Genomic DNA, 22727 nt, shown 5'->3' with positions numbered 1-22727 from the left:
TGGCACAGGCCACGGCGTTTTGGCAAACAGCGTTGGATCAGTGGGCGAACAGCGAATTGCCCTTCTGCCCCGCCAGCTTCTCGGGCTTGATCAGGAAGCGTGCCAGCGCCGGCAGCAGCCACAACGCGCCGAACATGTTCCACAGCAGCATGAAGGTCAGCATCAGCCCCATGTCGGCCTGGAACTTGATGGCCGAGAAGATCCAGGTGCATACGCCGATTGCCAGGCACAGGCCGGTGAACAGCACGGCTTTACCGGTGGACTTGAGCGTCTGGTAATAGGCTTCCTGCAACGGCAGGCCGGCCCGCAGGAAACTCTCCAGGCGGCTGTAGATGTAGATGCCGTAGTCCACGCCGATCCCTACCCCCAGCGCCACCACCGGCAAGGTCGCGACCTTGACGCCGATGCCCATAAACGCCATCAGCGCGTTGCCCAGCACCGAGGTCAGCACCAGCGGCAGCACGATGCACAGGGTCGCCGCCCACGAGCGGAAGGTGATCATGCACATGGTGGCCACGCACAGGTACACCAGGATCAGGATGGTCAGCTCGGACTCCTTGATCACCTCGTTGGTGGCCGCCTCGATCCCGGCGTTACCGGCGGCGAGGATGAATTCCAGGCCGTCCTTGTTGTTCTCCTTGGCGAAGTCCTGCACCGCATGCACCGCGCGATCGAGGGTTTCGGCCTTGTGGTCGTTGAGGAACACCAGCACCGGCGCCAGGGAGCAATTGTTGTTGTACAGGCCATCGGCGCGGGCAATGGAGTTGTTCAGCACGTCCGGGTTGCGCGACAGGGTTTCCCATTTCAGGTTGCCCTCGTTCATGCCCTTGATCATCTGCTTGGACACGGTCACCAGCGAGATGGCCGACTGCACGCCCTCGGTGTTCTGCATCTTCCACATCAACTGGTCGATGGGCGCCATGGCTTCATACCGCGAGCAGCCTTCGGGCGGAGTCTTGACCATCACCACCAGCACGTCGGAGCTGGTGGAGTAGTTGTTGATGATGAAGTTGTTGTCCTTGTTGTAGCGCGAGTCAGGACGCAGTTCCGGTGCACCCTGGTCGAGGTCACCGATCTTCAGGTTCTGGCTGTACCAGAGGCCGCCACCGAAGGCGATTAGCGCCAGGGCTATCGACACCGGCGCGACCTTGGGGCTGGCGAACTTAGACAGCAGGCGCCAGAACGGGTGTTCGCGGTGCGCATCCTTCTTGCTCTTGGCGATGGCGCGCTTGCTGATGCCGACATAGGAGATCGCCACCGGCAGCAGGATCAGGTTGGTGAACACGATGACCGCCACCCCCACCGAAGCACCGATTGCCAGCTCGCGGATCACGCCGATATCGATGATCAAGAGGGTGATAAAACCGACCGCATCGGCGAGGATCGCGATCATGCCCGGCAGGAACAGCTGGCGGAAGGTACGCCGGGCCGCGGTCAGGGCGTTGTCGGCATCACTGGATTGCAGGGCGATGCCGTTGATCTTCTGTACGCCGTGGGAAATACCGATGGCGAAGATCAGGAACGGCACGAGCATCGAGTAGGGATCCAGCCCGAAACCCAGGGCATGCATCAGCCCGAGCTGCCAGATCACCGCCACCAGCGTGGTGCTCAACACCGCGACGGTACTGCGCAGGCAGTTGGTGAACCACAGCAGCAGCACCAGGGTGATGACGAAGGCGATACCGAAGAACATCACCACCATCACCAGGCCGTCGATCAGGTCGCCGACCTTCTTGGCGAAACCGACAATGTGGATCTTGACGTTGGGGTTCTGCGCTTCGAACTTGTCGCGGATCTTGTCTTCGAGCTCATGGGAGAACTTGCGGTAGTCCAGGGCCAGCAGCTTGCCCTGGTCCTGGGGATCCGGGTAGGACTCCAGCAGCGGAATGTCGACGATGCTCGACTTGAAATCGTTGGCCACCAACCGCCCGACCTGCCCGGACTTCAGCACGTTGTTGCGCAACTGGTCGAGGCTTTCCGGCGAGCCGTTGTAGCTCTGCGGGATCACTTCACCGCCGGCAAAGCCTTCTTCGGTAACTTCGGTCCAGCGCACGCTGGGGCTCCACAGGGACTTGAGGCCGGAGCGGTCGACGCCGGAGATGTAGAACACCTCGTCGTTGATCTGGCGCAGGGTCTCCATGTACTCCTTCGTGAAGATGTCACCGTCCTTGGCCTCCACCGAAATGCGCACCGTGTTGCCCAGGTTCGCCAGGTCGTTGCGGTGCTCCATCATCCTCTCGATGAAGGGGTGCTGGAGGGGGATCATTTTTTCGAAGCTGGTGGACGGGCGAATCAACGTCGCCTGCCAGAACAGGAAAATACTCACCAGCAGGCAGATCGTGATGACTGCCGGGCGGTTATTGAAAATCAGGCGCTCGAGAAACGTGGCCTTGTCGTTGTGATGACTGCTCATTGTGTCCCCGCCTTCTTATTGTTTTGTCGGCTCGGCGCCGGTTGGACTGGCCACGCGAACGCCGCCCTGCCCCGCCAGAATCAAGTTGCCGTTGCCCGCCGCGGTGACCGCCGACAGCGAAATGCGGTCCGGGCGATTGAATACGCTGAAGGTCAGGCCGTCGTCGTGGCTGACCACCACGCTGCCACCGTTGCCCACTACCACGATGGAACCGTCGTCCAGCAGGGTCGCCCCCGACAAACCGAATTCCAGCGCGCCACGAGTGGCGTTCAGCTCCACCGGCTCCCAGGTGCTGCCAAAATCCGTGGAGCGGAACAGGTTGCCACGCAGGCCGTAGGCCAACAGCGTCTGCGCCTGGGCGGTGCCGATCACGCCGAACAGCGAGCCCTCGTAGGGGCCTTCGAGTTTTTCCCAGGTCTGCCCCTCGTCATGGGAGCGGAACATGCTGCCCTGCTCACCGACGATAAACAGCCCGGCGTCTTTCACCTGGGCGATGGCGTTGAGGTGGTATTGGTCTTCGTTGTCGAGGCGGTCGCTGACGTCGTCCCAGGTCTTGCCCCCGTCGGTGGTTTCGATCAGCGCACCGTAGGCACCCACGGCAAAGCCGTTGCTGGCGTCCTTGAACCAGACGTCAAGCAGCGGTGCTTCGCGCTTGAGGTCCTGGAATTGTTGGGTCCAGGTCACGCCGCCGTCGGTGGTGGCGAGGATCTGTGCGTCATGGCCCACCGCCCAGCCGTGTTGGTCGTCGGCGAAAAACACGGCGGTCAGCAGTTGCCGGGTGGGGACTTTGGCTTGGGTCCAGGTGACACCCTGGTCGTCGGAATAGAGGATGTGCCCGCGATCACCGACCGCGACCAGGCGCTTGCCTGCGTGGACCACGTCGATCATCAGGCTTTTGGCGGCCTTGGGGGAGTCAATGGCGAACACCGCGGCGGCGGTGGTTTCTGTGGCGGCATGGGCCGGTGTCGACAACGCGACAACCCCCAGCAACGAGAGCGCTGTGGCCAGCAATGCGACCCTGCGCGTGGCCTTCGGGCGGAAAAACACCACACCCATGACAGGCTCACTCATAGACCTTTCTCCCATTTATTATTGTTAGGTCGTCTTGCCGCGGGGAGCCCTGAAACCTGCAATCTAGAGCGCCTTGGGCAAGCTGGGCCATCCTAGCGGGCTTTGGAATCGTCTGACAATCGGCGCTACGTTATGTTTTGTTAACTGGAGGGGTTTGGGTTGGTGCTGAATGTAGCGCTATCAGCGGCGGTGATCCGTGGAGGGGGGCTGTTGGGGTGAGGGGGCTTGCTTCCGCTGGAGTGCGCAGCGCTCCTACGCTTTTTGGGGCCGCTGCGCAGCCCAGCGGGAGCAAGCTCCATCGCCACGGGGTGAGGTGTGGGTCTTGGAATGAATTTTTATTCCATGTGTTGAGTTTTGGGAATATTTATTCCATAAATAGGCTTCTCAATACAATAATTCGAAGGAACCCGGCTATGCGCGAACTCGGAATCGGCCTGATTGGTACAGGCTTTATGGGGCGTGCCCACGCCTTGGCGTTCAATAATGCGCGGGCGGTGTTCGAGCTGCCGGTGAAGCTCACGCTGGCCGCCCTGGCCGATGCCGATACCGAGCGCGCAATACGCTGCGCCAATGACTGGGGGTTTGCCCAGGCCCATGGCGACTGGCAGCAGTTGATTGACGATCCCAAGGTGGATGTTGTCGCCATCACTACTCCCAACCATTTGCACTACCCCATGGCCATGGCTGCACTGGCGGCAGGCAAGGCGGTGTATTGCGAGAAGCCGCTGGCGGTGAGCCTGGAGCAGGCGGCCGCGATGCGTGATGCGGCGAGCAAGGCCGGGGTGGTGACGCGGGTGGGTTACAACTATCAGCACAACCCGATGATTGGTTTGGCCCGGCAGTTGATCGCCCGCGGTGAGTTGGGGGAGATCATCAGTTTTCAGGGGGAGTTCAGCGAGGATTTCATGGCGGACTCGGCGTCGCCGTGGTCGTGGCGCTGTGAGGTGGGACATGCCGGCGGTGCGTTGGCGGATCTGGGCAGTCATTTACTGTCCATGGCGCGCTATTTGGTGGGGGATGTGGTGAGTGTGTGTGCCGATACGCAAACGGTGCACGGGCAGCGGCCTGCCACCGCCGGGAGTGAGACGCTGCGGGAGATTGCGGTGGATGACCAGGTGCATGCGTTGTTGCGGTTTGCCAATGGGGCACGGGGGACGGTGAGCAGTAGCTGGCTGAAGCATGGGTATAAGAATCACCTGAGCTTTGAGATCAGTGGCACGCGGGGCACGTTGTTGTTTGATCAGGAACGGTTGAATGAATTGCAGCTGTTTCGGGTTGGGCAGGAGGGGTTTCAGCGGGTGTTGGCGGGGCCTTCGTTGCCAGGGTATGCGGCGTTCAGTCCGGCGCCGGGGCATCAGTTGGGGTACAACGAGTTGAAGACGCTGGAGGTGCATGAGTTGGTGATGGCGTTGGCCGGCAAGGGCAGTGACGGGACGGATTTTGCGGCGGCTTGGGAGATTGAGCGGTTGGCCACGGCGATTCGGGTGGCGGCCAAGGAGGAGCGGTGGGTCAGGCTGAATGAGGTCTAAATGTGGGAGCGGGCTTGCTCGCGAACGCGGTGGGTCAGCCACGGCATCTGGCGACTGACACACCGCTTTGGCGAGCAAGCCCGCTCCCACATTTGATTGTCGTTAGCTTTTGGATTTGCGCATTAGCCTATATGCCGCCGGGATGACGAAGAGGGAGAGCAAGGGCGCTGTGAGCATGCCGCCAATCATGGGGGCGGCAATCCGGCTCATGACTTCGCTGCCGGTGCCGCCGCCTAAAAGGATCGGCAGCAAGCCGGCGATGATTACGGCCACGGTCATCGCCTTGGGCCGCACGCGTAATACGGCACCTTCGGTGATGGCTTCCAGCAGGGCCTGGTCCCCTCCTCCCTGGCGTTCGGCCCAGGCGTTTTTCAAATACAGCAGCATGATCACGCCGAACTCCGCCGACACCCCCGCCAACGCGATAAATCCAACACCCGTCGCCACCGACAGGTTGAAGCCCAGCCAGTACAGCAACCACACCCCACCCGTCAGCGCGAACGGCAACGTGGCGAGGATCAGCAGCGCCTCATCCACCCGCCGGAACGTCAGGTACAGCAGCACGAAGATGATCAGCAAGGTCGCCGGCACCACCAGTTTCAGGCGCGCATTGGCCCGCTCCAGGAACTCGAACTGCCCCGAGTAGCTGAGGCTCATGCCCGGTTGCAGTTGCACGTTCTGGTTGATCGCCTCGCGCAAGTCCTTCACCACCGACGCCAGGTCGCGATCACGCACGTCGATGTACACCCAGCCGGAAGGCCGGGCGTTTTCGCTCTTGAGCATCGGCGGGCCTTCGCTGACCTTGATCCTGGCCACGGTGCCCAGGGTGATCTGGCTACCCGACGGGGTATAGATCGGCAGGTTGCTCAACGCGCTCACCGAGTCGCGCCATTCTTTCGGGTAGCGCAGGTTGATGGGAAACCGCGCCAAGCCTTCGACGGTCTCGCCGATGTTTTCCCCGCCAATCGCCCCGGAGACAATGGACTGCACATCGGTGATGTTCAGGCCATAACGCGCGGCGGCCGGGCGGTCGATATCCACGTCGATGTAGCGCCCGCCCGTCAGGCGTTCCGCCAGCGCCGAGCTGACGCCGGGCACCGTCTTGGCGACCTTTTCCACGGCCTGGGTCACGGCGTCGATGTCCATCAGGCTGGAACCCGCGACCTTCACGCCGATCGGGCTTTTGACCCCGGTGGCGAGCATGTCGATACGGTTGCGGATTGGCGGAATCCAGATGTTGGTCAGCCCCGGCACCTGCACCACCCGGTCGAGTTCCTTCACCAGTTTTTCCGGAGTCATGCCGGGGCGCCATTGGTCTCGCGGCTTGAACTCGATGGTGGTTTCGAACATTTCCAGCGGCGCCGGGTCGGTGGCGGTTTCGGCGCGGCCGGCCTTGCCGAACACGTGGGCGACTTCCGGCACGCTCTTGATCAAGCGGTCGGTACGTTGCAGCAATGCGCCGGCAGTTTGCGTCGACAAACCAGGCAACGCCGACGGCATATACAACAGGTCACCCTCATCCAGCGGCGGCAGGAATTCACCGCCCAGGTGCGACACCGGCCATAGCGCACTGGCGACCATCAGCAGCGCGACCAGCAAGGTCATGCGCGGCCAGCGCAACACCGCGTCGAGGGCCGGTTGGTAGAGTTTGATCAGGCCGCGATTCAGCGGGTTGCGTTGCTCATCGGGAATACGCCCGCGAATCCAGTAGCCCATCAGCACCGGGATCAGGGTCACCGACAACCCCGCCGCAGCGGCCATGGCATAGGTCTTGGTGTAGGCCAGCGGCCCGAACAAGCGGCCTTCCTGGGCTTGCAGGGTGAACACCGGGATAAACGACAAGGTGATGATCAGCAGGCAGAAAAACAACGCCGGCCCCACCTCCACTGCCGCATCGGTGATGACCTTCCAATGCGCCTCCCCCTTCAATTCCTGGTTCGGATGCGCGTGGTGCCAGGCTTCGATTTTCTTGTGGGCATTCTCGATCATCACCACCGCGCCATCGACCATCGCGCCGATGGCAATCGCAATCCCGCCCAGGGACATGATGTTCGCGTTGATGCCCTGGAAGCGCATGACGATAAAGGCAATCAACACCCCCACCGGCAACGAAATGATCGCCACCAGCGAGGAGCGCAGGTGCCACAGGAAGATCCCGCACACCAGCGCCACCACCAGGAACTCTTCGAGCAGCTTGTGGCTGAGGTTGTCCACGGCGCGATCGATGAGTTTGCTGCGATCGTAGGTGGTGACGATTTCCACCCCGGGCGGCAGGCTGGTTTGCAGTTGCTCCAGCTTGGTCTTGACCGCCGCGATGGCCTCGCGGGCGTTCTTGCCGCTGCGCAGGATCACCACGCCGCCCACCGCCTCGCCTTCGCCATCCAGTTCACTGATGCCCCGGCGCATGTCCGGGCCCAGCTGGATCGTCGCCACATCCCCAAGGGTCACCGGCACGTTGTGGGTGTCGAGCCGCAGGGGAATCCCGCGAAAGTCCTCCAGGGTTTTCAGGTAGCCGGACGCACGCACCATGTATTCCGACTCACCCATGTTCAGCACCGAACCGCCGGTTTCCTGGTTGGCCTTGCCGATGGCTTCCACCACCTGGGCCTGGGTGATGCCGCGACTGGCCAGGGCCAGCGGATCGATCTGCACCTGGTACTGCTTGACCTGGCCGCCGATGGTCGCCACTTCGGCGACATTGGGCAGGGTCTTGAGCTCGAACTTGAGGAACCAGTCCTGCAACGAGCGCAGTTGCGCCAGGTCGTGTTTGCCGGTGCGGTCCACCAGCGCGTACTGGTAGATCCAGCCGACACCGGTGGCATCCGGGCCCAGCGCCGGCTTGGCCGATGCCGGCAAACGCGCCTGCAACTGGCTAAGGTATTCCAGCACCCGCGAGCGCGCCCAATACAGGTCGGTGCCCTCGTCGAACAGCACGTAGACGTAGCTGTCGCCGAAGAACGAAAAGCCACGCACGGTCTTCGCACCCGGCACCGAAAGCATGGTGGTGGTCATCGGGTAAGTGACCTGGTTCTCGACAATCTGCGGGGCCTGGCCCGGGTACGGCGTGCGGATGATCACCTGCACATCCGACAGGTCCGGCAAGGCATCCACCGGGGTGTTCTGGATCGACCACAAACCCCAGGCCGTCACGAATAAAGTCGCCAACAACACCAAAAAGCGGTTGGCCACCGACCAGCGAATCAACAGGGCGATCATGGCCGGGCTCCCGGTTGCATGCTCATGCCGTCCATGGCCCCCTCATCTGAAAAACCGCCGGACGATTGAGTGATAATTCCCTTCAAACTTGCTTCGGAGTCCAGCAGAAATTGACCGGAGGCCACCACCTGCTGGCCTTCCTGCAGGCCGGCGAGGATGACGGTGTTGTCCTGGTTTTCTGCACCCACCTGGACTTCTACCGGGCGATATCGCCCGCCCTCCTCGGCCACCATCACCAGCACGCGTTTGCCGGTGCGAATCAACGCCTCGCTCGGCAGCAACAGCACCGATTGGCCGCTGGATTGGGCCAGGCGCACCTGGGCGGTCATACCGGGGCGCAACATACCGTCAGGGTTGGGCAGTTCGACCCGAACCTGCACGGTGCGACTGTCCATGGCGGTTGCCGGCAGAATCGCGGCGACGGTGCCTTTGACGACTTGTCCCGGCAACCCGACAAAACGGCTCTCGACCGTTTGCCCAACGTCCAGCGCGGCGCCCTGGGCTTCAGGCACGGCGACCTGCAGCCACACGGTGCCCAGGCCATTGACCCGCGCCAGGGTTTGACCCGCCGCGACGGTCATGCCTTCGCGTACGTCGAGGGTTTGCAACGCGCCGCCCAGCGGGGTGGTGATGGTCATCACCGATTGCACCCGGCCGCTGCGCTCCATCTGCGTGATCAGCCCGGCAGGCATTCCGCTCAAGCGCAGACGCTGGCGGGCGGCAGCCAACAAACCTGGATCGCTGTGTCGCAGAGCAAGGAACTCTTCCTGAGCGGCGGCCCATTCAGGCACCAGAATGTCCGCCAGGGGCGCCTGAGCCTTGAGCACATCCCCCGGCGCACGGGCGTAAACCCGCTCGACAAATCCCGCAGCGCGCGCCTGCACCACCGCCACATCGCGGTCGTTGAAGGCGAGGATTCCCGACAGCTCAAGACTCGACGCCAGCACCCCACGGCTGACGCTCGCCAGGCGCACGCCGATGTTCTGGGTCAGGCTGGGGTCAATCTGAATCGCCGCACTCTCCTCGGCGCCACCGGCGTAGCGCGGCACCAGTTGCATGTCCATGAAGGGCGACTTGCCCGGCTTGTCGAATTTTTGCTGCGGGTACATCGGGTCGTACCAGTACAGCGCCTTTTTCTCGTCCGGCGCCTGCATCGTCCCGGCCGTGACCGGCTGTGCCTCGCGCATCTGCGCCAGCCAATAGCCGCCACCCAGACCCAGCAGCAGGACGCCGCCCAACAGGGCCATATTCACGATTCGGTTATTCATTGGCGGGTTCCCCGTAAGCAAAATACAGCTGGGCGCCGGTCAGGGCACGCTGCTCAATGGCGTCAATCTGTTTGAAGCGCGCCTCGACCCACTCGCGGCGGGCGCTGACCACGCTCATCAGGTCGCCCTTGCCCGCGCGATACCCCGCCAGGCTCAGCGACAATTTCTCCTCGGCCAGCGGCACCAGGCTGTCCTGGCTGCGCTGCACGGCGCGGTCCAGGCGCTGGTAGTTGGCCAGGTCGTCTTCGAGTTCCTGGGTATGTTCACGGGTCTTGGCTTCGCGTTCGGCGTCCAGTTGGTCGAGTTCGGCCTGCTTGGCGGCGATACCGGGGTTTTGTCGGCGACCGGGGAAGATCGGCAAATCGAAGGTGAATTGCAGGCTGACCATGTCGCCGTACTCACGGCCTCGGTGCTGGTAGTCCACTTCCCAACTCCAGTCCGAGGTCTTTTGCGCCCTGGCCTCGTTCAGCCGGGCTTCGGCCTCGCGGGTGCGCGGTGCAAAGGCTTGCAGAACCGGGTGCTGGTGCAGGTTGTGGGTGAAGCCGGTGGTGTCGATTTTCCAGTTCGGCAATTGCCCGCTGGGGGCTTCGCTGGCGGCCGGGCCGATCCAGCGCTTGAGGGCCGCCCGGGCCTGGGCGCGTTGCTGGATCAGCTCATCCTCGCGCTCGGCCAGGTCAGCCGCTTCCTGCTTCGGGATCACAGCGTCGGAAGGCTGCCCGCGACCGCCGGCCAGTTGCGCACGCACGGTGTCTTGCAGCAGGCGATTCTGCTGATAGAAGTCCTTGAACAGTGCCTCTTTGCGCTCCACCGCATAAGCGCGAATCCACGCCTGGGCGGTGGCCTGACGCACATTCAAGCGCTCGATCCGGCCTTCGGCGGCAGCCGTGTCCACGCTGGCCGACGCCAACTCAACCCGTGCCTTGCGCTTGTCGCGGCTGGGCACTTGTTGCTGGATGCCGATCATTTGCTCGGTCATGTCATCGCCATACAACGTGCCGCGATTGGGCCCGCCGACGGGGAAATTTTGCAGGCCTACTACCAGTTTCGGGTCCGGCAGTTCGCCGGCCGGAATCGCCGCCTGGGTCGCGGCCTGCAATTTGGAGGATTCAGCCGTCAGCGACGGCGCGTTGTTTTGCGCCAGGCGCAAGGCCTCATCCAGGGTCAGCGCAGACGCCAGCGTCGGCCACGCCAGCACGCCCATCACCAGGGCACGCACGCATAGGAAATTCATCTTGAAGTGTCCTGTTCTGTTGCGCTGCGCACCGCTTTACGCGGCCCACAGCAAGGCCGTCCCGGTTCAGGGACGAGTCTTCAGGTGCAACAGGATTCAGCGACGGGGCGGGCGCCAGACGCCGGACGGCGTGCGGTCGGGAATGAAGTCGGAAGAGACGCTGACAACCAGCGCATTGGAAGCAGTCACCGGGGCCTTGAGCACCGGCATCGACAATTGCAGCATGCCGCCGGTCTTGCACTCCTGGCCGGGCTTGCAGCTTTTGCCGTGGTCGGCGGCTGCGCCGTCCTGGCAACAGTCAGGGGCCATGTCGCTCATCATCTGCATGTCGGACATCTGCATCGGGCACGGCTCGGTGCTCGACGGCACACCCGCCATCCCGGTCAGGGGAAGCGCAAGACTCAACAGCAGGACCAGGAAAAAACGCAGATAGCGGCTCATGGGACGGGAGCTTAGCCAAAAGGCGGTTAAGCAACAATTAACAAAATCCGGAGATTTCGCCTTCGCCCGGAATGCAGCAACGACACAAAACAAAATGTGGGAGCGGGCTTGCTCGCGAAAGCGGTGTATCAGCCAGTTCATATGTGACTGATACACCGCTTTTTTCGCCAGCAAGCCCGCTCCCACATGAGGACCGAGCAAGCCTCAGGATCAGTGCATGAAGATCGCGATCAGGATAATGACCGGGATAGGCACACCGAGGAAAAACAGCAGTAATGAGCGCATGACGTTCTCCTTGAATTAACGAACGGAAGTGGTGTGGGGAGTGGTTTCCAGATACACCACGGCATCCCGGCGACGACCACCAAAGGTTGCAGCGAGGCTGGCAAAAAACGCACCGATCAACAGCGCCACGAAGGTCCACAGCGACGTGTAGGCAGCCACTTTTGCAGCCGTGTCGGCAGCCTGCTTGGCTTTCAACTTGGCGTCATCCAGGGCTTTTTGAGCCTGGCCATAGACCTGGTCAACACGCGCCTCGGCATCGGCCTGGCTGAGGTTGGTCCGCTGGCTGATCAACTGTGCAAGGTACGCACGGTCTTCAGGTGCCAGCTGACCATTGTTGCTCACGGTACGAGCGAAGATGCGAGCGACCACACCATGCACCGCGTCATCACTGACGGCGGCCGGGCGATCATCACGGAACAGGCTGTCGACGTAGTAGCCAAAGTCTTCGCCCTTGGAGGCAGCGCCAGCCACCTGGCTCATGCCACTGACGGCACCCGAGGCCACACTGGCACCGGCCTTCACACCACCGCTGACCACACTGCTGACCGAACCGACGATCAGCACCGCCGTCACCAGTGTCGCCACGGCCCAGGCCAGGAAGCCATGGGCGGTGTCGCGAAAGTACACCTCATCGCCGTGCATATTGGCCCATTTCACCCGCAGGCGACCGGCGATGTAACCGCCCATCCCCGACGCGATGATTTGCGTAACCGCCAGCCAGACAATGGTAGAAATGCCAAGCCCTTTGGCGCTGATGCCACTGTCGGCCCACGGCGACACCGCCGAAAAGCCCAGGCCGAAGCCCAGCAGTACCAGAATCAAGGACAGCGCAGCCGCGGCAGCGGCCCCGGCAAAGATCGCGCCCCAGGAAACCCCGGAGAGCGTGCTCGACTCTTGCAGCGTGGATGAGGATGTAATCATTGTTGTTTTGCTCCAGGCATGAAAAATAGTGTTACAAGTCTCAAAAGGGACAGTGCAGGCGACGTGCCAGAAGCTCTAAAATTAAAACATCATATATTTCAACAACTTAATTAAGTTGAACTAATTTGAACCATGCAACTTGCAAGAAATGGCCTGGAGCGGCGGGCGTATTGCATTCCTCGTAGGAAATAACCCGTACGCACCCCATGGCATGCAAAAAATCCTACACACACAGCGTTCGTTCAGATTCAGCGGGTTATGGTGAATTGTGTCGTTTGTGCCTACATAAATTTTTATTTAGGAAGCGGGCTATCATTTCTTGGCAAAATGCCCGCACTTCAGTGTGAATCGCTCACCAGGTAATCCTTATGACCCGCATTTTGACCATCGAGGACGACGCCGTAACGGCCCGCGAGATCGTTGCCGAGCTGAGTAGCCATGGACTGGACGTAGACTGGGTAGACAATGGCCGCGAAGGCCTGGTCCGTGCCGTCAGCGGTGATTACGACCTGATCACCCTCGACCGCATGCTCCCGGAACTGGATGGCCTGGCCATCGTCACCACCCTGCGCACTATCGGCGTATCCACGCCGATCCTGATGATCAGCGCCCTCTCCGATGTGGATGAACGGGTACGCGGCCTGCGGGCCGGTGGTGATGACTACCTGACCAAACCGTTCGCCTCCGACGAAATGGCCGCCCGCGTCGAAGTGCTGCTGCGGCGCAAAAGCACGGTCAAGGAGTTTGAAACTGCCTTGCGCGTGGCGGATCTGGAACTGAATCTGATCAGCCGTGAAGCCAGCCGCGCCGAACAGCCCCTGAGCCTGTTGCCGACCGAATACAAACTGCTGGAATTCCTGATGCGCAACACCGGGCAAATTCTCTCGCGGATGATGATCTTCGAGGAAGTCTGGGGTTATCACTTCGACCCGGGCACCAACCTGATCGACGTGCACATCGGTCGCCTGCGCAAAAAAATCGACCCGCCGGGCCTCACGCCGCTGATCCGCACGGTACGAGGTTCCGGGTATGTCATTGCTGAACCCCTCTAAAGGCTGGCGCTCTTCCAGCAGCCGGCTGCTGGCGCTCTACAGTTCGTTGTTCGTGGCCTGGAGCTGCATCCTCATGGGCGTGCTGTACTACGAGGTGTCCGGTTACCTGGGCGACCTCTCGCGCCACTCCCTGATGCAGCGCCAGCACCTGTTCCAGCGGTTTGACGGCGAAGAGCTGGTGGAAGCCCTGACCACCAGCATGACCTTCGACATGAAGGGCGTTGACGCCTACGGCCTGTTCGACAATCAGTTCAACCCGATCAGCGGCCCGATCCGCGTGATACCGCCCGACCTGCCAATGGACGGGCACATCCACGCCCTGGCCAACTGCATCGACTCCGACGACCCGAAACTGCCGCGCGACAGCTGCGACGCCGTAGCCACCCACACCGAAGACGGCCGCTGGCTGATCCTGGTGCGGGCCAACGGCTCGCTGTTCGGCGTGACGCGGATCATCCTGCACGCCTTGCTGTGGGGGATCACCCTGACGATCATTCCCGGCGCGGCCGGCTGGCACCTGCTCAGGCGGCGCCCGTTGCGGCGGATTCGCGGGATCCAGGCGAGTGCCGAAGCCATCGTGGCCGGCGACCTGACCCACCGTTTGCCATTGTCCGACCGACGCGACGAACTGGACATGCTGGCAGCCATCGTCAACGCGATGCTCGACCGTATCGAGAAGCTGATGAACGAGGTCAAGGGCGTGTGCGACAACATCGCCCACGACTTGCGCACCCCGCTCACACGCCTGCGGGCGCAGCTGTACCGAATCCAGCAACAGGCTGATGAAGACGCGCCCCACGCCCTGCAACTGGACGCGGCCATCGCCGAGACCGACACCTTGATGGCGCGTTTTCGCGGCCTGCTGCGGATTTCCGAACTGGAAGACCACCAGCGCCGCTCGGGCTTCCTGGTGCTTGATCCCCTGCCCTTGCTGCAGGAACTCCACGACTTCTACCTGCCCCTGGCAGAAGAAGGCGAGATGGAATTGCTGCTGCAAGTGCCGGACTCATTGCCCTGGATCACCGGTGACCGCGCGCTGCTGTTCGAAGCCCTGGCCAACCTGCTGAGCAACTCGATCAAATTCACCCCGCCGGGCGGCGAAGTGATTTTGCGCGGCGTGAACGATGCCGGCAGCACCCGCATTGAAGTCCTGGACTCCGGCCCCGGGATTCCCGCAGCTGAACGTGCGGCAGTGTTCCAGCGGTTTTACCGGGTGGACGAAGGCAATCAACAGCAAGGCGGGTTTGGCTTGGGGCTGTCGATTGTGGCCGCGATCATCAACCTGCACGGTTTCAAGCTGGAAGTCGGCAGCAGCGAACGAGGCGGCGCAAAGCTGATCCTCGAATGCCGCCAACAACTGATGCCCGAAGCCTGAAGCCTGAAGAACACCACAAAACCAATGTGGGAGCGGGCTTGCTCGCGAATGCGGAGTGTCAGTCAACCCATCTGGCACTGATCCACCGCATTCGCGAGCAAGCCCGCTCCCACATTTGATCTTCATTCAGCCCGGAAAATTACCGCGCAACGCATCCAGCCCGCCGCTGTAGACACCGGTAAACAACTCCTCCACCGCCGCATCCGTCACACCGGCCACCGGGGTAAACACACCCGACCAGGTGACCTTGGCGGTGCTGTCCGTCAACGCCTCAACCTTCAACGTCGCCAAATACTCACTCACCGGAAACGGCGACTCGCTGATGGAGTAGCTGTAAGTACGCGCCGCGTTATCAAAGCGTTGCAGCCGCTCCACCACCACACCACCATCCGCCGTTTGCAGATGACGCACGCGCCCGCCTTCACTCGGCTCGCTCTTGACGATAAAGGGCAGCCAGTCCGGCAGCGAATTGAAGCCGCCGACCAATTGCCAAACCTGTTCGGCCGAAACCGGGATTTCAATAACAGCAGATGCTTTTGCCACGATTAACACTCCAAACCATTCAAGAAAAATCAGATCGCCATGCTGTCGACAACACCGCCGTCGACCCGCAACGCGGCACCGGTGGTGGCAGAGGACAACGGTGAAGCAATGTACGCCACCAGATTCGCCACTTCATCCACATTCGCTGCGCGCTGGATGATCGACGTCGGCCGCGCATTGCGCACAAACACATCCGCCTCGTCCCGCGCACTGCGCCCGGACTTGGCCACGGCGTCCTTGAGCATGTGCTCCAGGCCATCGGTAAAGGTCGGCCCCGGCAGGATCGCATTGACCGTCACCCCGGTGCCCGCCAGGCGTTTGGCCAAGCCATGGGACACCGCCAGGTTGGCGCTTTTGGTCACGCCGTAATTGATCATGTCAGCCGGCGTTGCCACCCCGGATTCCGACGACACAAAGATCACCCGGCCCCAGCCCTGCTCGACCATGCCCGGCGTGTAATGCCGCGACAAACGCACACCGGAGATCACGTTGACCTCGTAGAAACGCGTCCACTCGCTGTCGGGGGCGTCGAAGAAATCGACGTCGTTGAAGATCCCGAGGTTGTTCACCAGGATGTCGGCGCGCGGCTCGGCGGCGAACAGCTTTTCAGCGCCCTCGGCCGTACCGAGGTCCGCCACCAGCCCACGCAGATCCGCGCCGGGCACGGCCTGGCGAATGGTCGCCAGCGCCTCGTCGACCTTGCCCGATTCACGCCCGATCACCACCACCGTAGCGCCGGATTGCGCCAGCGCCTGGCTGATGCCCAGGCCTATGCCGGCGGTGCTGCCACTGACGATTGCGACTTTGCCACTGATATCAATTTTCATGTTCGCGTTCCTGTGGTTAGAGCGGCAACGGTGCACGGGCCGAAATCAATCGTGCCTCGCGCAGGGCCTGCCAAAAGGCTGCGGGAATCTTCTCTGACAACGCCGCGACGTCTTCAGCAATGCGCCCCGGACGACTGGCACCCGGAATCACTGCGGCCACTGCCGGGTGAGCCAGGGAGAATTGCAGTGCAGCGGCTTTCACACTCACGCCATGGGCCGCGGCAATCGCCTTGATCTGCTCGACCTTGCTGATGATCGCCGGGCTGGCTTTCTGGTACTCAAAATGTGCGCCGCCCGCCAGGATCCCGGAGCTGTAAGGGCCACCGACCACGATCTCGACGTTCTGCGCCTGGGCTGCATCCATCAAGCGCTGCAAGGCGCGTTCATGGTCGAGCAAGGTGTAGCGACCGGCAAGCAGGAAACCGTCGGGCTGGGCTTCGGCCAGGTCCAGGGTCAACTCGCAAGGCTCGACCCGATTGACGCCCAGGCCCCAGGCCTTGATCACGCCTTCTTCACGCAGGCGGGTCAGCACCTTGAAAGCACCGGTGCGCGCCTGATTGAAGTAGTCCAGCCATTGATCGCGGTAGAAATCCTGGGCGATGTCGTGAATCCACACGATGTCGAGGCGGTCGGTTTGCAGGCGGTTGAGGCTGTCTTCGATGGAGCGCAGGGTGGCATCGGCGCTGTAGTCGTTGACCATCTTGTTCGGCCGGCCATGTTCAAACACGCCGCTTTTCTCGCCGAGGTCGCGGGCGCTTTCTTCCACTTCATCCAGGATCACCCGGCCGACCTTGGTGCTGAGCACATAGTCGTCACGGTTGTACTTGGACAGGGCCTGGCCCAGGCGGATTTCCGAGAGGCCCGAGCCGTAGAACGGTGCGGTGTCGAAGTAACGCACGCCCTGGTTCCAGGCTGCTTCAACGGTGGCTTGCGCCTCCTCTTCAGGAATCGCGCGGAACATGTTGCCCAAGGGGGCGGTGCCAAAACCCAGCACGCCGGGCAGTTTGTCTTTCAAGCTCATGGGGTAAATCCTCAAGATTGTTCAAGGTCGCTGTGTTGACCGTTGAGCAGATCGTAGATTGCAGAGATCGGACCGTCCAAGACATACTGCGACCAACTTGAGTCCCTTAAGGTCTGACATGATCGACTTCCGCCAATTGCGCTACTTCGTTGTAGTCGCTGAAGAAGAACACGTGGGGCGTGCTGCCGAACGGTTGCACATCTCCCAATCGCCCCTGAGCCGGCAGATTGCCCAATTGGAAGAGCGCCTGGGCCTGACCCTGTTCGAGCGCAGCCAACAGCGCATCCGCCTGACCCGCGACGGCCAGACGTTCCTCGCCGAAACCAAGGCGCTGCTGACCCACGCCAACCGCCTGGAGTCATTGGGCCGGCGATTGGGTAAAGGCGAAGAAGGCGGACTGTGCATCGGCTACATCGAAAACGCCATGCACGCGGGGGTGCTGCCCAACGCCCTGAAGGTACTGCGTGACGCGCGGCCCAACGTGCATATCGCCCTGTACAACCTGCCCTCCATCGAGCAACTGGAAGGCCTGCGCCAACGCAGCCTGGATATCGCTCTGGTGGGTGAACCACCGGCGGCGGATGACCCGGACCTGATGGCATTGCAAGTGTTGGACGATCCGATGCTGCTGGCGCTGCCCGAGCAGCATCCGCTGGCCAGCGTCAGCGAGTTGCTGCCTGAGCATCTGGCCGAGCAGCAATGGATTGGCGTGCAGCGCAAAGCGGGTGCAAACCCGGCGGATGACTTTGTTGCGGCGTGCATTCGGGCAGGGTTTACCCCGCAGATTCCGATGGAAGCCAGCGAGCCGTTTACCGCGTTGGGGTTGGTGGCGTCGGGGCTAGGTGTCGCGATGGTGCAAAAGGGCTTGAGCCGCAATGCACCGCCGGGCGTTGTGCTGCGAGAACTGCCGTGGCTGACCTACACCACGCCGCTGTGGGCGGCGTGGCATCGGATCAACTTGCGGCCGTTGGTGGAGACGTTCAGGAAAGTCCTGACAGAGCCCCTATCACCTGTGGGAGCCGGGCTTGCCCGCGATGCAGGCACCTCGGTCTGTCAGTCAGACCCAGGCGATGCCATCCGGTGATTAATGCTCGTTCCCACGCTCTGCGTGGGAACGCATACCGTGACGCTCCGCGTCACCACTGCGCAAGACTTGAACCATGCATCGCCAACTGGACGCAGAGCGTCCGGGGCGGCATTCCCACGCAGAGCGTGGGAACGATCATCAGTGGCTCTTGGCGACCTTGCCCTTCGCCTGCCCCTTCATATACAACGCCTCCACCAACCGCTGGCGCTCATCCCGGGGCAAGGTGCTGGCGAACTGCGCCAGGGTGTTGTCCACCAGCGCCCTGAGCGCCATGTCCGCCTCCCGGGCCTTGCCCAAATCCGTCACCAACGCCTCACGGTCGAGAGTCGGCGCCTCCAGTTGCTTGATCACGTCCAGCCGCGCCTCGCGCCCGGCAAGTACCAGCGGCTGGCTGTCGGCGCGGTTCTGGCGCAACAACTGGCGCAGTTCCTTGCGCCGTTCCGGCGGCAGCTTGACCATCGCCTGGCGCAGGCCATGCTGGTTAACCACCGCCTCGGCGGGCTTGGTGTTCGCCAACCAATGGTACAAGCCACCGCCGACACCGCCGATCAAAAACACGTTGAACAACACCGACACAACCAGCAGCGGCTTCAGGTACTTGGGTGACGGGGTCATTGCTCGCTTTCCTCGGCGTTGACGGTGAAGACGACTTCGGCGTCGCCCTGGTCGAAGACACTCGGCAGTACTTCAGGGCCAAGCATGGGCAACGGCACGCTCAACGACGCCACCAGGATTCCGGCGGCGACCCCGGCGATGCCCACGCCAACAAAACCGGCCGGCGACAGCCAGCCGGCGTAGCGCGCCCAGAAGGACTGGCGCTGGGGAAACGATTGGCGAATCTGCCGCGCCAGCGCCGGGTCGACGGGTGCCAGTTGATAGCCGTCCAGCTGGCCGTCGAGCCATCGCGCCTGATGCAGCACCTCAAGGAGGCTGGCATCGCCTGCATCCAGCAGGGCCTGGGCCTCGGCCTGTTCGGCGCGCGGCCAACGGTGCAAGTGGCCGCCGTAAGCCTCGGCCAATTGGGCAAATCGTTCAGGCGTCATGGTTTTCCCCTTCCTGGGCGGGCGGGCCCGGGTGTGTCGTCAAGGTAACTGCGCAGGTTGCGCCGGGCCCGTGACAGCAAGCTCTCCAGTGCCTCGACGCTGATGTTCATCAGCGCCGCGGCGTCGATATTCGACAGCTCTTGGTAATACTGCAACACAATCGCCTCACGCTGGCGATCAGGCAGCGACGCCAACGCCGCCGCCATGTGCTCACTGCGGGCGGCCGCTTCCAGCTGTTCATCGGGCGCAGGCGCTGTGTCGACCACCTCGCTCATCGCCTCCTCATCGCGCAACGGGCGCTCCTTGCGCCGACGCAAATGGTCGTGGCACAGGTTGAGTGCCACGCGGTGCAGCCAGGTGTCGAAACGCGCTTCGCCACTGCGCCAGCTTGCAGCCTGGCGCCAGATACGCAGAAAGCTTTCCTGGGCCACGTCCCTGGCCTCGTCGGCATCCCCGAGGATCCGACTGGCGAGCGCGAGCAAACGCGGCAGTTTGCGCGTCACCATTTCGTTGATGGCCGCCGGTTCGTTGTTACCGATGCGGGCCAACAGCTCAACGTCCGGATCAGTGTCTTTCAATAGGGCAAGTCTCGGTCCGGTGGCTAAGGGTCAGGTTGACGGAATGCTCAGCGGATCCAGTGCCCTTCTCTCCAGTACCAGTTGGGGCCGCGCGATTCCCAGTGGCCAGGTTCCCAACGGGCGTTGCGCATCACCGGCTGCCAGTGGCCCGGTACCCAGGCATAACCGCGCCCTTCGTAGCGCCAGTGCCCGCGATCCCACACATAGCCAGGGCGTTCGACGGGAACGGCCTCGACGCGCATCGGCGGTGGCGCTTCGCGGATGATCACTTCGGTCTGGGCAAACGTCGGCGTGCTGACCAGGGCGGCCAGTGCCAGCGGGATCAACAGGGCATAACGTAATTTGGCCAGCGGTCGTGCAAGTCTCATGACAACTCCTTCATCGGCGATCGCCAGTGATCGCAGTTGTAGGGTTGAACGGCAGGTGTCCGAAAATCCGTCGCAACAAAAAGAACTTTTTATCGCGACCGCTCAGGACGGCAGGCAGGGCCAGTATTGCCCAGGGTTTGCGGGGAGTTGATGAAATTGTTGAAAGGCCGCGACGGATTTGTCCATGTGGCCGCGTTCAAGGGCTAACCGTTGGTAATCGACAGGCGCGTTCTGTTGGTTGGCGACGTCCATCACCTTGAGGAAATCACCATGTCTCGTCGAATTTCACTGCTGGTTGCCGCCGTCCTGCTCATGAACCTTGGCGGCTGCGTGTTCCTGCCGGGGCACCGCGAGCATTGCTGCTGGCGCGGTTACGGGGTAGTGACTACCCCGACGGCACAAGCGATCTCCTGATCCGCTAACTGACCGCTGCAAACCCCCTGCGCCCGGCCTTGATCTCGGTGCGCAGTTCGCCAATCAGGTTTGAGATGGAACGGATGCTGTCCAGACCCTGGGGCGACACACGGGGCAGCAGCAGGTCGACGCGCCCGGAGGCCGGGTCGAAGATGTTGATGCGCAGCGAACCGTCGCTGTTCAATGAGCAGTCACAGGCGAGGGGCAGGAAGCCCGACTCCATGATGTGGCGAAACTCGGCGATCGAAATCATGCGGGCACCCTTCCCTGTACGGGGCTCGGAGGACGTGATCCGTCTAGGGTAGATGAGCTTTTTCAAACTGCCCGGGAATTAATGCAAAAGTGATACTTGGTGCGCATTTCGGCTAAAACCGCTGGCCGGCTGACGCCAAAAAAACCACACCGACACCCTCTTATCCGATGCCGCGCGAAGGGCTTGCTTCCTGGCGATGATGGCCAGATGCTCTGGTTTTTTTCCGACACCGAGAGCACTCCGCATGAGCATCGAACCTTTGATCGAACCCGACAGTGCTGTGTACAAGACGTTGCTGGAATCGACCAAGGCCATTCCCTGGCGTATCGACTGGGCAACCATGACTTTCAGCTACATCGGCCCGCAGATCGAGGCGCTGCTGGGCTGGACGCCGCAGAGCTGGGTCACCGTGGACGACTGGGTGGAACGCATGCACCCGGATGACCGCGAATACGTGGTCAACTTCTGCGTCTCGCAGTCCCGCGCCGGGGTCGATCATGAAGCCGATTACCGGGCGCTGACCGCCAGCGGTGAGTACGTGTGGATTCGCGACGTGGTGCACGTGGAGCGCAAGGACGGCGAGGTGCAGGCGCTGATCGGCTTCATGTTCGACATCAGCGAGCGCAAGAAGACCGAAGAACACCTGATTCGCCTGCAGAAGCAGCTGGAGGAGTATTCGTTCCAGGACGGCCTCACCGGCATCGCCAACCGGCGCATGTTCGACACCGTGCTGGCGCGGGAATGGACCAGCGCCCAGCGCAGCCAATTGCCGCTGTCGTTGATCCTGTTGGATATCGACTATTTCAAGCAGTACAACGACCTCTACGGGCATATCAAGGGCGACGAATGCCTGCGCCAGGTGGCACGCACGCTGTCGCAGGCGGCCAACCGGCCACGGGACTTCATTGCGCGCATCGGCGGCGAGGAATTTGTGTGGTTGTTGCCGGAAACCGATGCCGAGTCGGCACGGCGCGTGGCCGAACGCTGCCTCCACTTAATCCGCCAGCAGCAGATCGCGCATGCGCACTCGGCGGTGTCGGACCTGCTGACACTGAGCCTGGGCGTAGGCACTTGCACGGTAACGCCGGGCGGCGCGGCGCTGGCCTTTGTCGAAGCCGTCGACAAATTGCTGTACCAGGCCAAGCGCAATGGGCGGATGCGCGCAGAGTTTGCCGACGTAGAGGATTGATACAACGCTCAAATCGCGGGCAAAAAAAATCCCAAGTAGCTGATGGAAACTTGGGATTTAAAAATGCATAAACCGTGGGAGGTGAACGCCCGGCTATATTACCCAGCGGGAAAACTTGTAACAAGATAATTTTCAACCTTTCGTCGGATTAAAACAGCGCTAAGTCATTCAATAACCACACTTTTTTAATGGATCCGATTATTGGAAATGCCACTTTTTGGTGCAATAACAGCGCATCGTTAAACAAACTTCGCTGTTTAATTCCGTGATAAAAATAAGGTTATTGATTAAAAGTGCGTGGGCTTCTTCAAATAGTGCTGATACAGGTGTTTGCACGGATCCACCAACACAAGTTCGTCCTGGGGCGTGGCGCGCGAAACACTGGCTGCCTGACGGCATAACGCCAGGCGCTCCGCCGCCTCTTCCCGCTGCCGGTCTACCTGGGCATTGAGCCGAACGAAATAAGTCCCCAACAACACCGCGACACATAGAACGCCGACGCCAAAATAGCGCAAGGCGTTGGATTGAGGGGGTTCCAGCTCACTCATACACTCATTGCACCTTGTGTTTCTGATAGCGAACATCGTCGCCCAGCTTTTCAC

Annotated in this window: 22 protein-coding genes; 6 read left to right on the top strand and 16 right to left on the bottom strand. The window is 61.8% G+C overall.

The features are described from left to right. Positions 1-37 precede the first annotated feature (37 nt). On the bottom strand, positions 38-2413 hold the full coding sequence (locus tag HX801_RS04130; RefSeq protein WP_003211205.1) for an RND family transporter: 2376 nt from the start codon (positions 2411-2413) through the stop codon (positions 38-40). 15 nt (positions 2414-2428) lie between these two features. Then, positions 2429-3469, bottom strand: coding sequence for a YCF48-related protein (locus HX801_RS04125; RefSeq protein ID WP_008435949.1), 1041 nt, complete (start codon positions 3467-3469; stop codon positions 2429-2431). A gap of 428 nt (positions 3470-3897) precedes the next feature. Between HX801_RS04125 and HX801_RS04120 the strand changes: the two genes are divergently transcribed. Next, a complete protein-coding gene (locus HX801_RS04120; protein ID WP_087694111.1) occupies positions 3898-5013 on the top strand; it encodes a Gfo/Idh/MocA family protein in 1116 nt (371 codons plus the stop codon). Positions 5014-5115: 102 nt separating this feature from the next. Here HX801_RS04120 and HX801_RS04115 read toward each other — a convergent pair whose 3' ends face one another. The 5 genes from HX801_RS04115 to HX801_RS04095 all read right to left on the bottom strand — a co-directional run bounded on the left by HX801_RS04115 (position 5116) and on the right by HX801_RS04095 (position 12375). Further along, complete coding sequence (locus tag HX801_RS04115; protein ID WP_177021645.1) at positions 5116-8229, bottom strand: efflux RND transporter permease subunit; 3114 nt, start codon at positions 8227-8229, stop codon at positions 5116-5118. Beyond that, positions 8226-9497, bottom strand: a complete 1272-nt coding sequence (locus HX801_RS04110; protein ID WP_177021644.1) for an efflux RND transporter periplasmic adaptor subunit — start codon at positions 9495-9497, stop codon at positions 8226-8228. The genes HX801_RS04115 and HX801_RS04110 overlap by 4 nt, the downstream gene beginning before the upstream one ends. Next, positions 9490-10728: a TolC family protein gene (locus HX801_RS04105; protein WP_177021643.1), complete on the bottom strand. Its 1239-nt coding sequence runs from the start codon at positions 10726-10728 to the stop codon at positions 9490-9492. The genes HX801_RS04110 and HX801_RS04105 overlap by 8 nt, the downstream gene beginning before the upstream one ends. Before the next feature lie 96 nt (positions 10729-10824). Continuing rightward, positions 10825-11169 (bottom strand): hypothetical protein, encoded by a 345-nt coding sequence (locus tag HX801_RS04100; protein WP_177009771.1) that lies wholly within the window; start codon positions 11167-11169, stop codon positions 10825-10827. Between the two features lie 300 nt (positions 11170-11469). Next, positions 11470-12375 (bottom strand): hypothetical protein, encoded by a 906-nt coding sequence (locus HX801_RS04095; RefSeq protein WP_003219728.1) that lies wholly within the window; start codon positions 12373-12375, stop codon positions 11470-11472. A 368-nt stretch (positions 12376-12743) separates the two neighbouring features. Here HX801_RS04095 and HX801_RS04090 point away from each other — a divergent pair, with 368 nt between their 5' ends. Further along, positions 12744-13427, top strand: coding sequence for a response regulator transcription factor (locus HX801_RS04090; RefSeq protein ID WP_003219726.1), 684 nt, complete (start codon positions 12744-12746; stop codon positions 13425-13427). Beyond that, on the top strand, positions 13405-14802 hold the full coding sequence (locus tag HX801_RS04085) for a cell wall metabolism sensor histidine kinase WalK (RefSeq protein ID WP_008435962.1): 1398 nt from the start codon (positions 13405-13407) through the stop codon (positions 14800-14802). Before HX801_RS04090 ends, HX801_RS04085 begins: the two co-directional genes overlap by 23 nt. Before the next feature lie 126 nt (positions 14803-14928). Here the strand turns inward: HX801_RS04085 and HX801_RS04080 are convergent, their stop codons facing one another. The 3 genes from HX801_RS04080 to HX801_RS04070 are packed head-to-tail and all read right to left on the bottom strand — an operon-like array spanning position 14929 to position 17193. Continuing rightward, entirely contained in the window at positions 14929-15345 is a 417-nt protein-coding gene (locus HX801_RS04080) for an SRPBCC family protein (RefSeq protein WP_008435964.1), read from the bottom strand. A gap of 29 nt (positions 15346-15374) precedes the next feature. After that, positions 15375-16172 (bottom strand): SDR family NAD(P)-dependent oxidoreductase, encoded by a 798-nt coding sequence (locus HX801_RS04075; RefSeq protein ID WP_003219722.1) that lies wholly within the window; start codon positions 16170-16172, stop codon positions 15375-15377. 16 nt (positions 16173-16188) lie between these two features. After that, positions 16189-17193 carry an aldo/keto reductase gene (locus HX801_RS04070; RefSeq protein WP_177021642.1) on the bottom strand — a complete coding sequence of 335 codons (1005 nt, stop codon included), beginning with the start codon at positions 17191-17193 and terminating at the stop codon, positions 16189-16191. A gap of 118 nt (positions 17194-17311) precedes the next feature. Between HX801_RS04070 and HX801_RS04065 the strand changes: the two genes are divergently transcribed. Next, a complete protein-coding gene (locus tag HX801_RS04065; RefSeq protein ID WP_177021641.1) occupies positions 17312-18277 on the top strand; it encodes a LysR substrate-binding domain-containing protein in 966 nt (321 codons plus the stop codon). Positions 18278-18418: 141 nt separating this feature from the next. Here the strand turns inward: HX801_RS04065 and HX801_RS04060 are convergent, their stop codons facing one another. From HX801_RS04060 to HX801_RS04045, 4 genes are read right to left on the bottom strand one after another with little or no spacing between them, the layout of a single operon-like run. Further along, a complete protein-coding gene (locus tag HX801_RS04060) occupies positions 18419-18895 on the bottom strand; it encodes a periplasmic heavy metal sensor (protein WP_003219717.1) in 477 nt (158 codons plus the stop codon). Beyond that, a complete protein-coding gene (locus HX801_RS04055; protein ID WP_003219715.1) occupies positions 18892-19323 on the bottom strand; it encodes a hypothetical protein in 432 nt (143 codons plus the stop codon). Before HX801_RS04055 ends, HX801_RS04060 begins: the two co-directional genes overlap by 4 nt. Beyond that, complete coding sequence (locus HX801_RS04050) at positions 19320-19901, bottom strand: RNA polymerase sigma factor (RefSeq protein ID WP_102607490.1); 582 nt, start codon at positions 19899-19901, stop codon at positions 19320-19322. Before HX801_RS04050 ends, HX801_RS04055 begins: the two co-directional genes overlap by 4 nt. Positions 19902-19948: 47 nt before the next feature. Then, positions 19949-20269, bottom strand: a complete 321-nt coding sequence (locus HX801_RS04045) for a YXWGXW repeat-containing protein (RefSeq protein ID WP_003219711.1) — start codon at positions 20267-20269, stop codon at positions 19949-19951. Positions 20270-20539: 270 nt separating this feature from the next. On the opposite strand from HX801_RS04045, the gene HX801_RS04040 reads away from it, so the two are divergent. Further along, on the top strand, positions 20540-20683 hold the full coding sequence (locus HX801_RS04040) for a hypothetical protein (RefSeq protein WP_166742173.1): 144 nt from the start codon (positions 20540-20542) through the stop codon (positions 20681-20683). A 4-nt stretch (positions 20684-20687) separates the two neighbouring features. Here HX801_RS04040 and HX801_RS04035 read toward each other — a convergent pair whose 3' ends face one another. Then, complete coding sequence (locus tag HX801_RS04035; RefSeq protein ID WP_008435982.1) at positions 20688-20936, bottom strand: DUF1652 domain-containing protein; 249 nt, start codon at positions 20934-20936, stop codon at positions 20688-20690. A 244-nt stretch (positions 20937-21180) separates the two neighbouring features. Between HX801_RS04035 and HX801_RS04030 the strand changes: the two genes are divergently transcribed. After that, on the top strand, positions 21181-22125 hold the full coding sequence (locus HX801_RS04030) for a diguanylate cyclase (protein WP_177021640.1): 945 nt from the start codon (positions 21181-21183) through the stop codon (positions 22123-22125). A 287-nt stretch (positions 22126-22412) separates the two neighbouring features. Here HX801_RS04030 and HX801_RS04025 read toward each other — a convergent pair whose 3' ends face one another. Then, positions 22413-22673, bottom strand: coding sequence for a hypothetical protein (locus HX801_RS04025; protein WP_003219703.1), 261 nt, complete (start codon positions 22671-22673; stop codon positions 22413-22415). Positions 22674-22727 lie beyond the last annotated feature (54 nt).

The organism is Pseudomonas sp. G1002, from assembly GCF_013385455.1.
Classification (GTDB): domain Bacteria; phylum Pseudomonadota; class Gammaproteobacteria; order Pseudomonadales; family Pseudomonadaceae; genus Aquipseudomonas.
The sequence above is the reverse complement of the archived record's forward strand: the minus strand, read 5'-3'. Positions and strand labels throughout refer to the sequence as shown.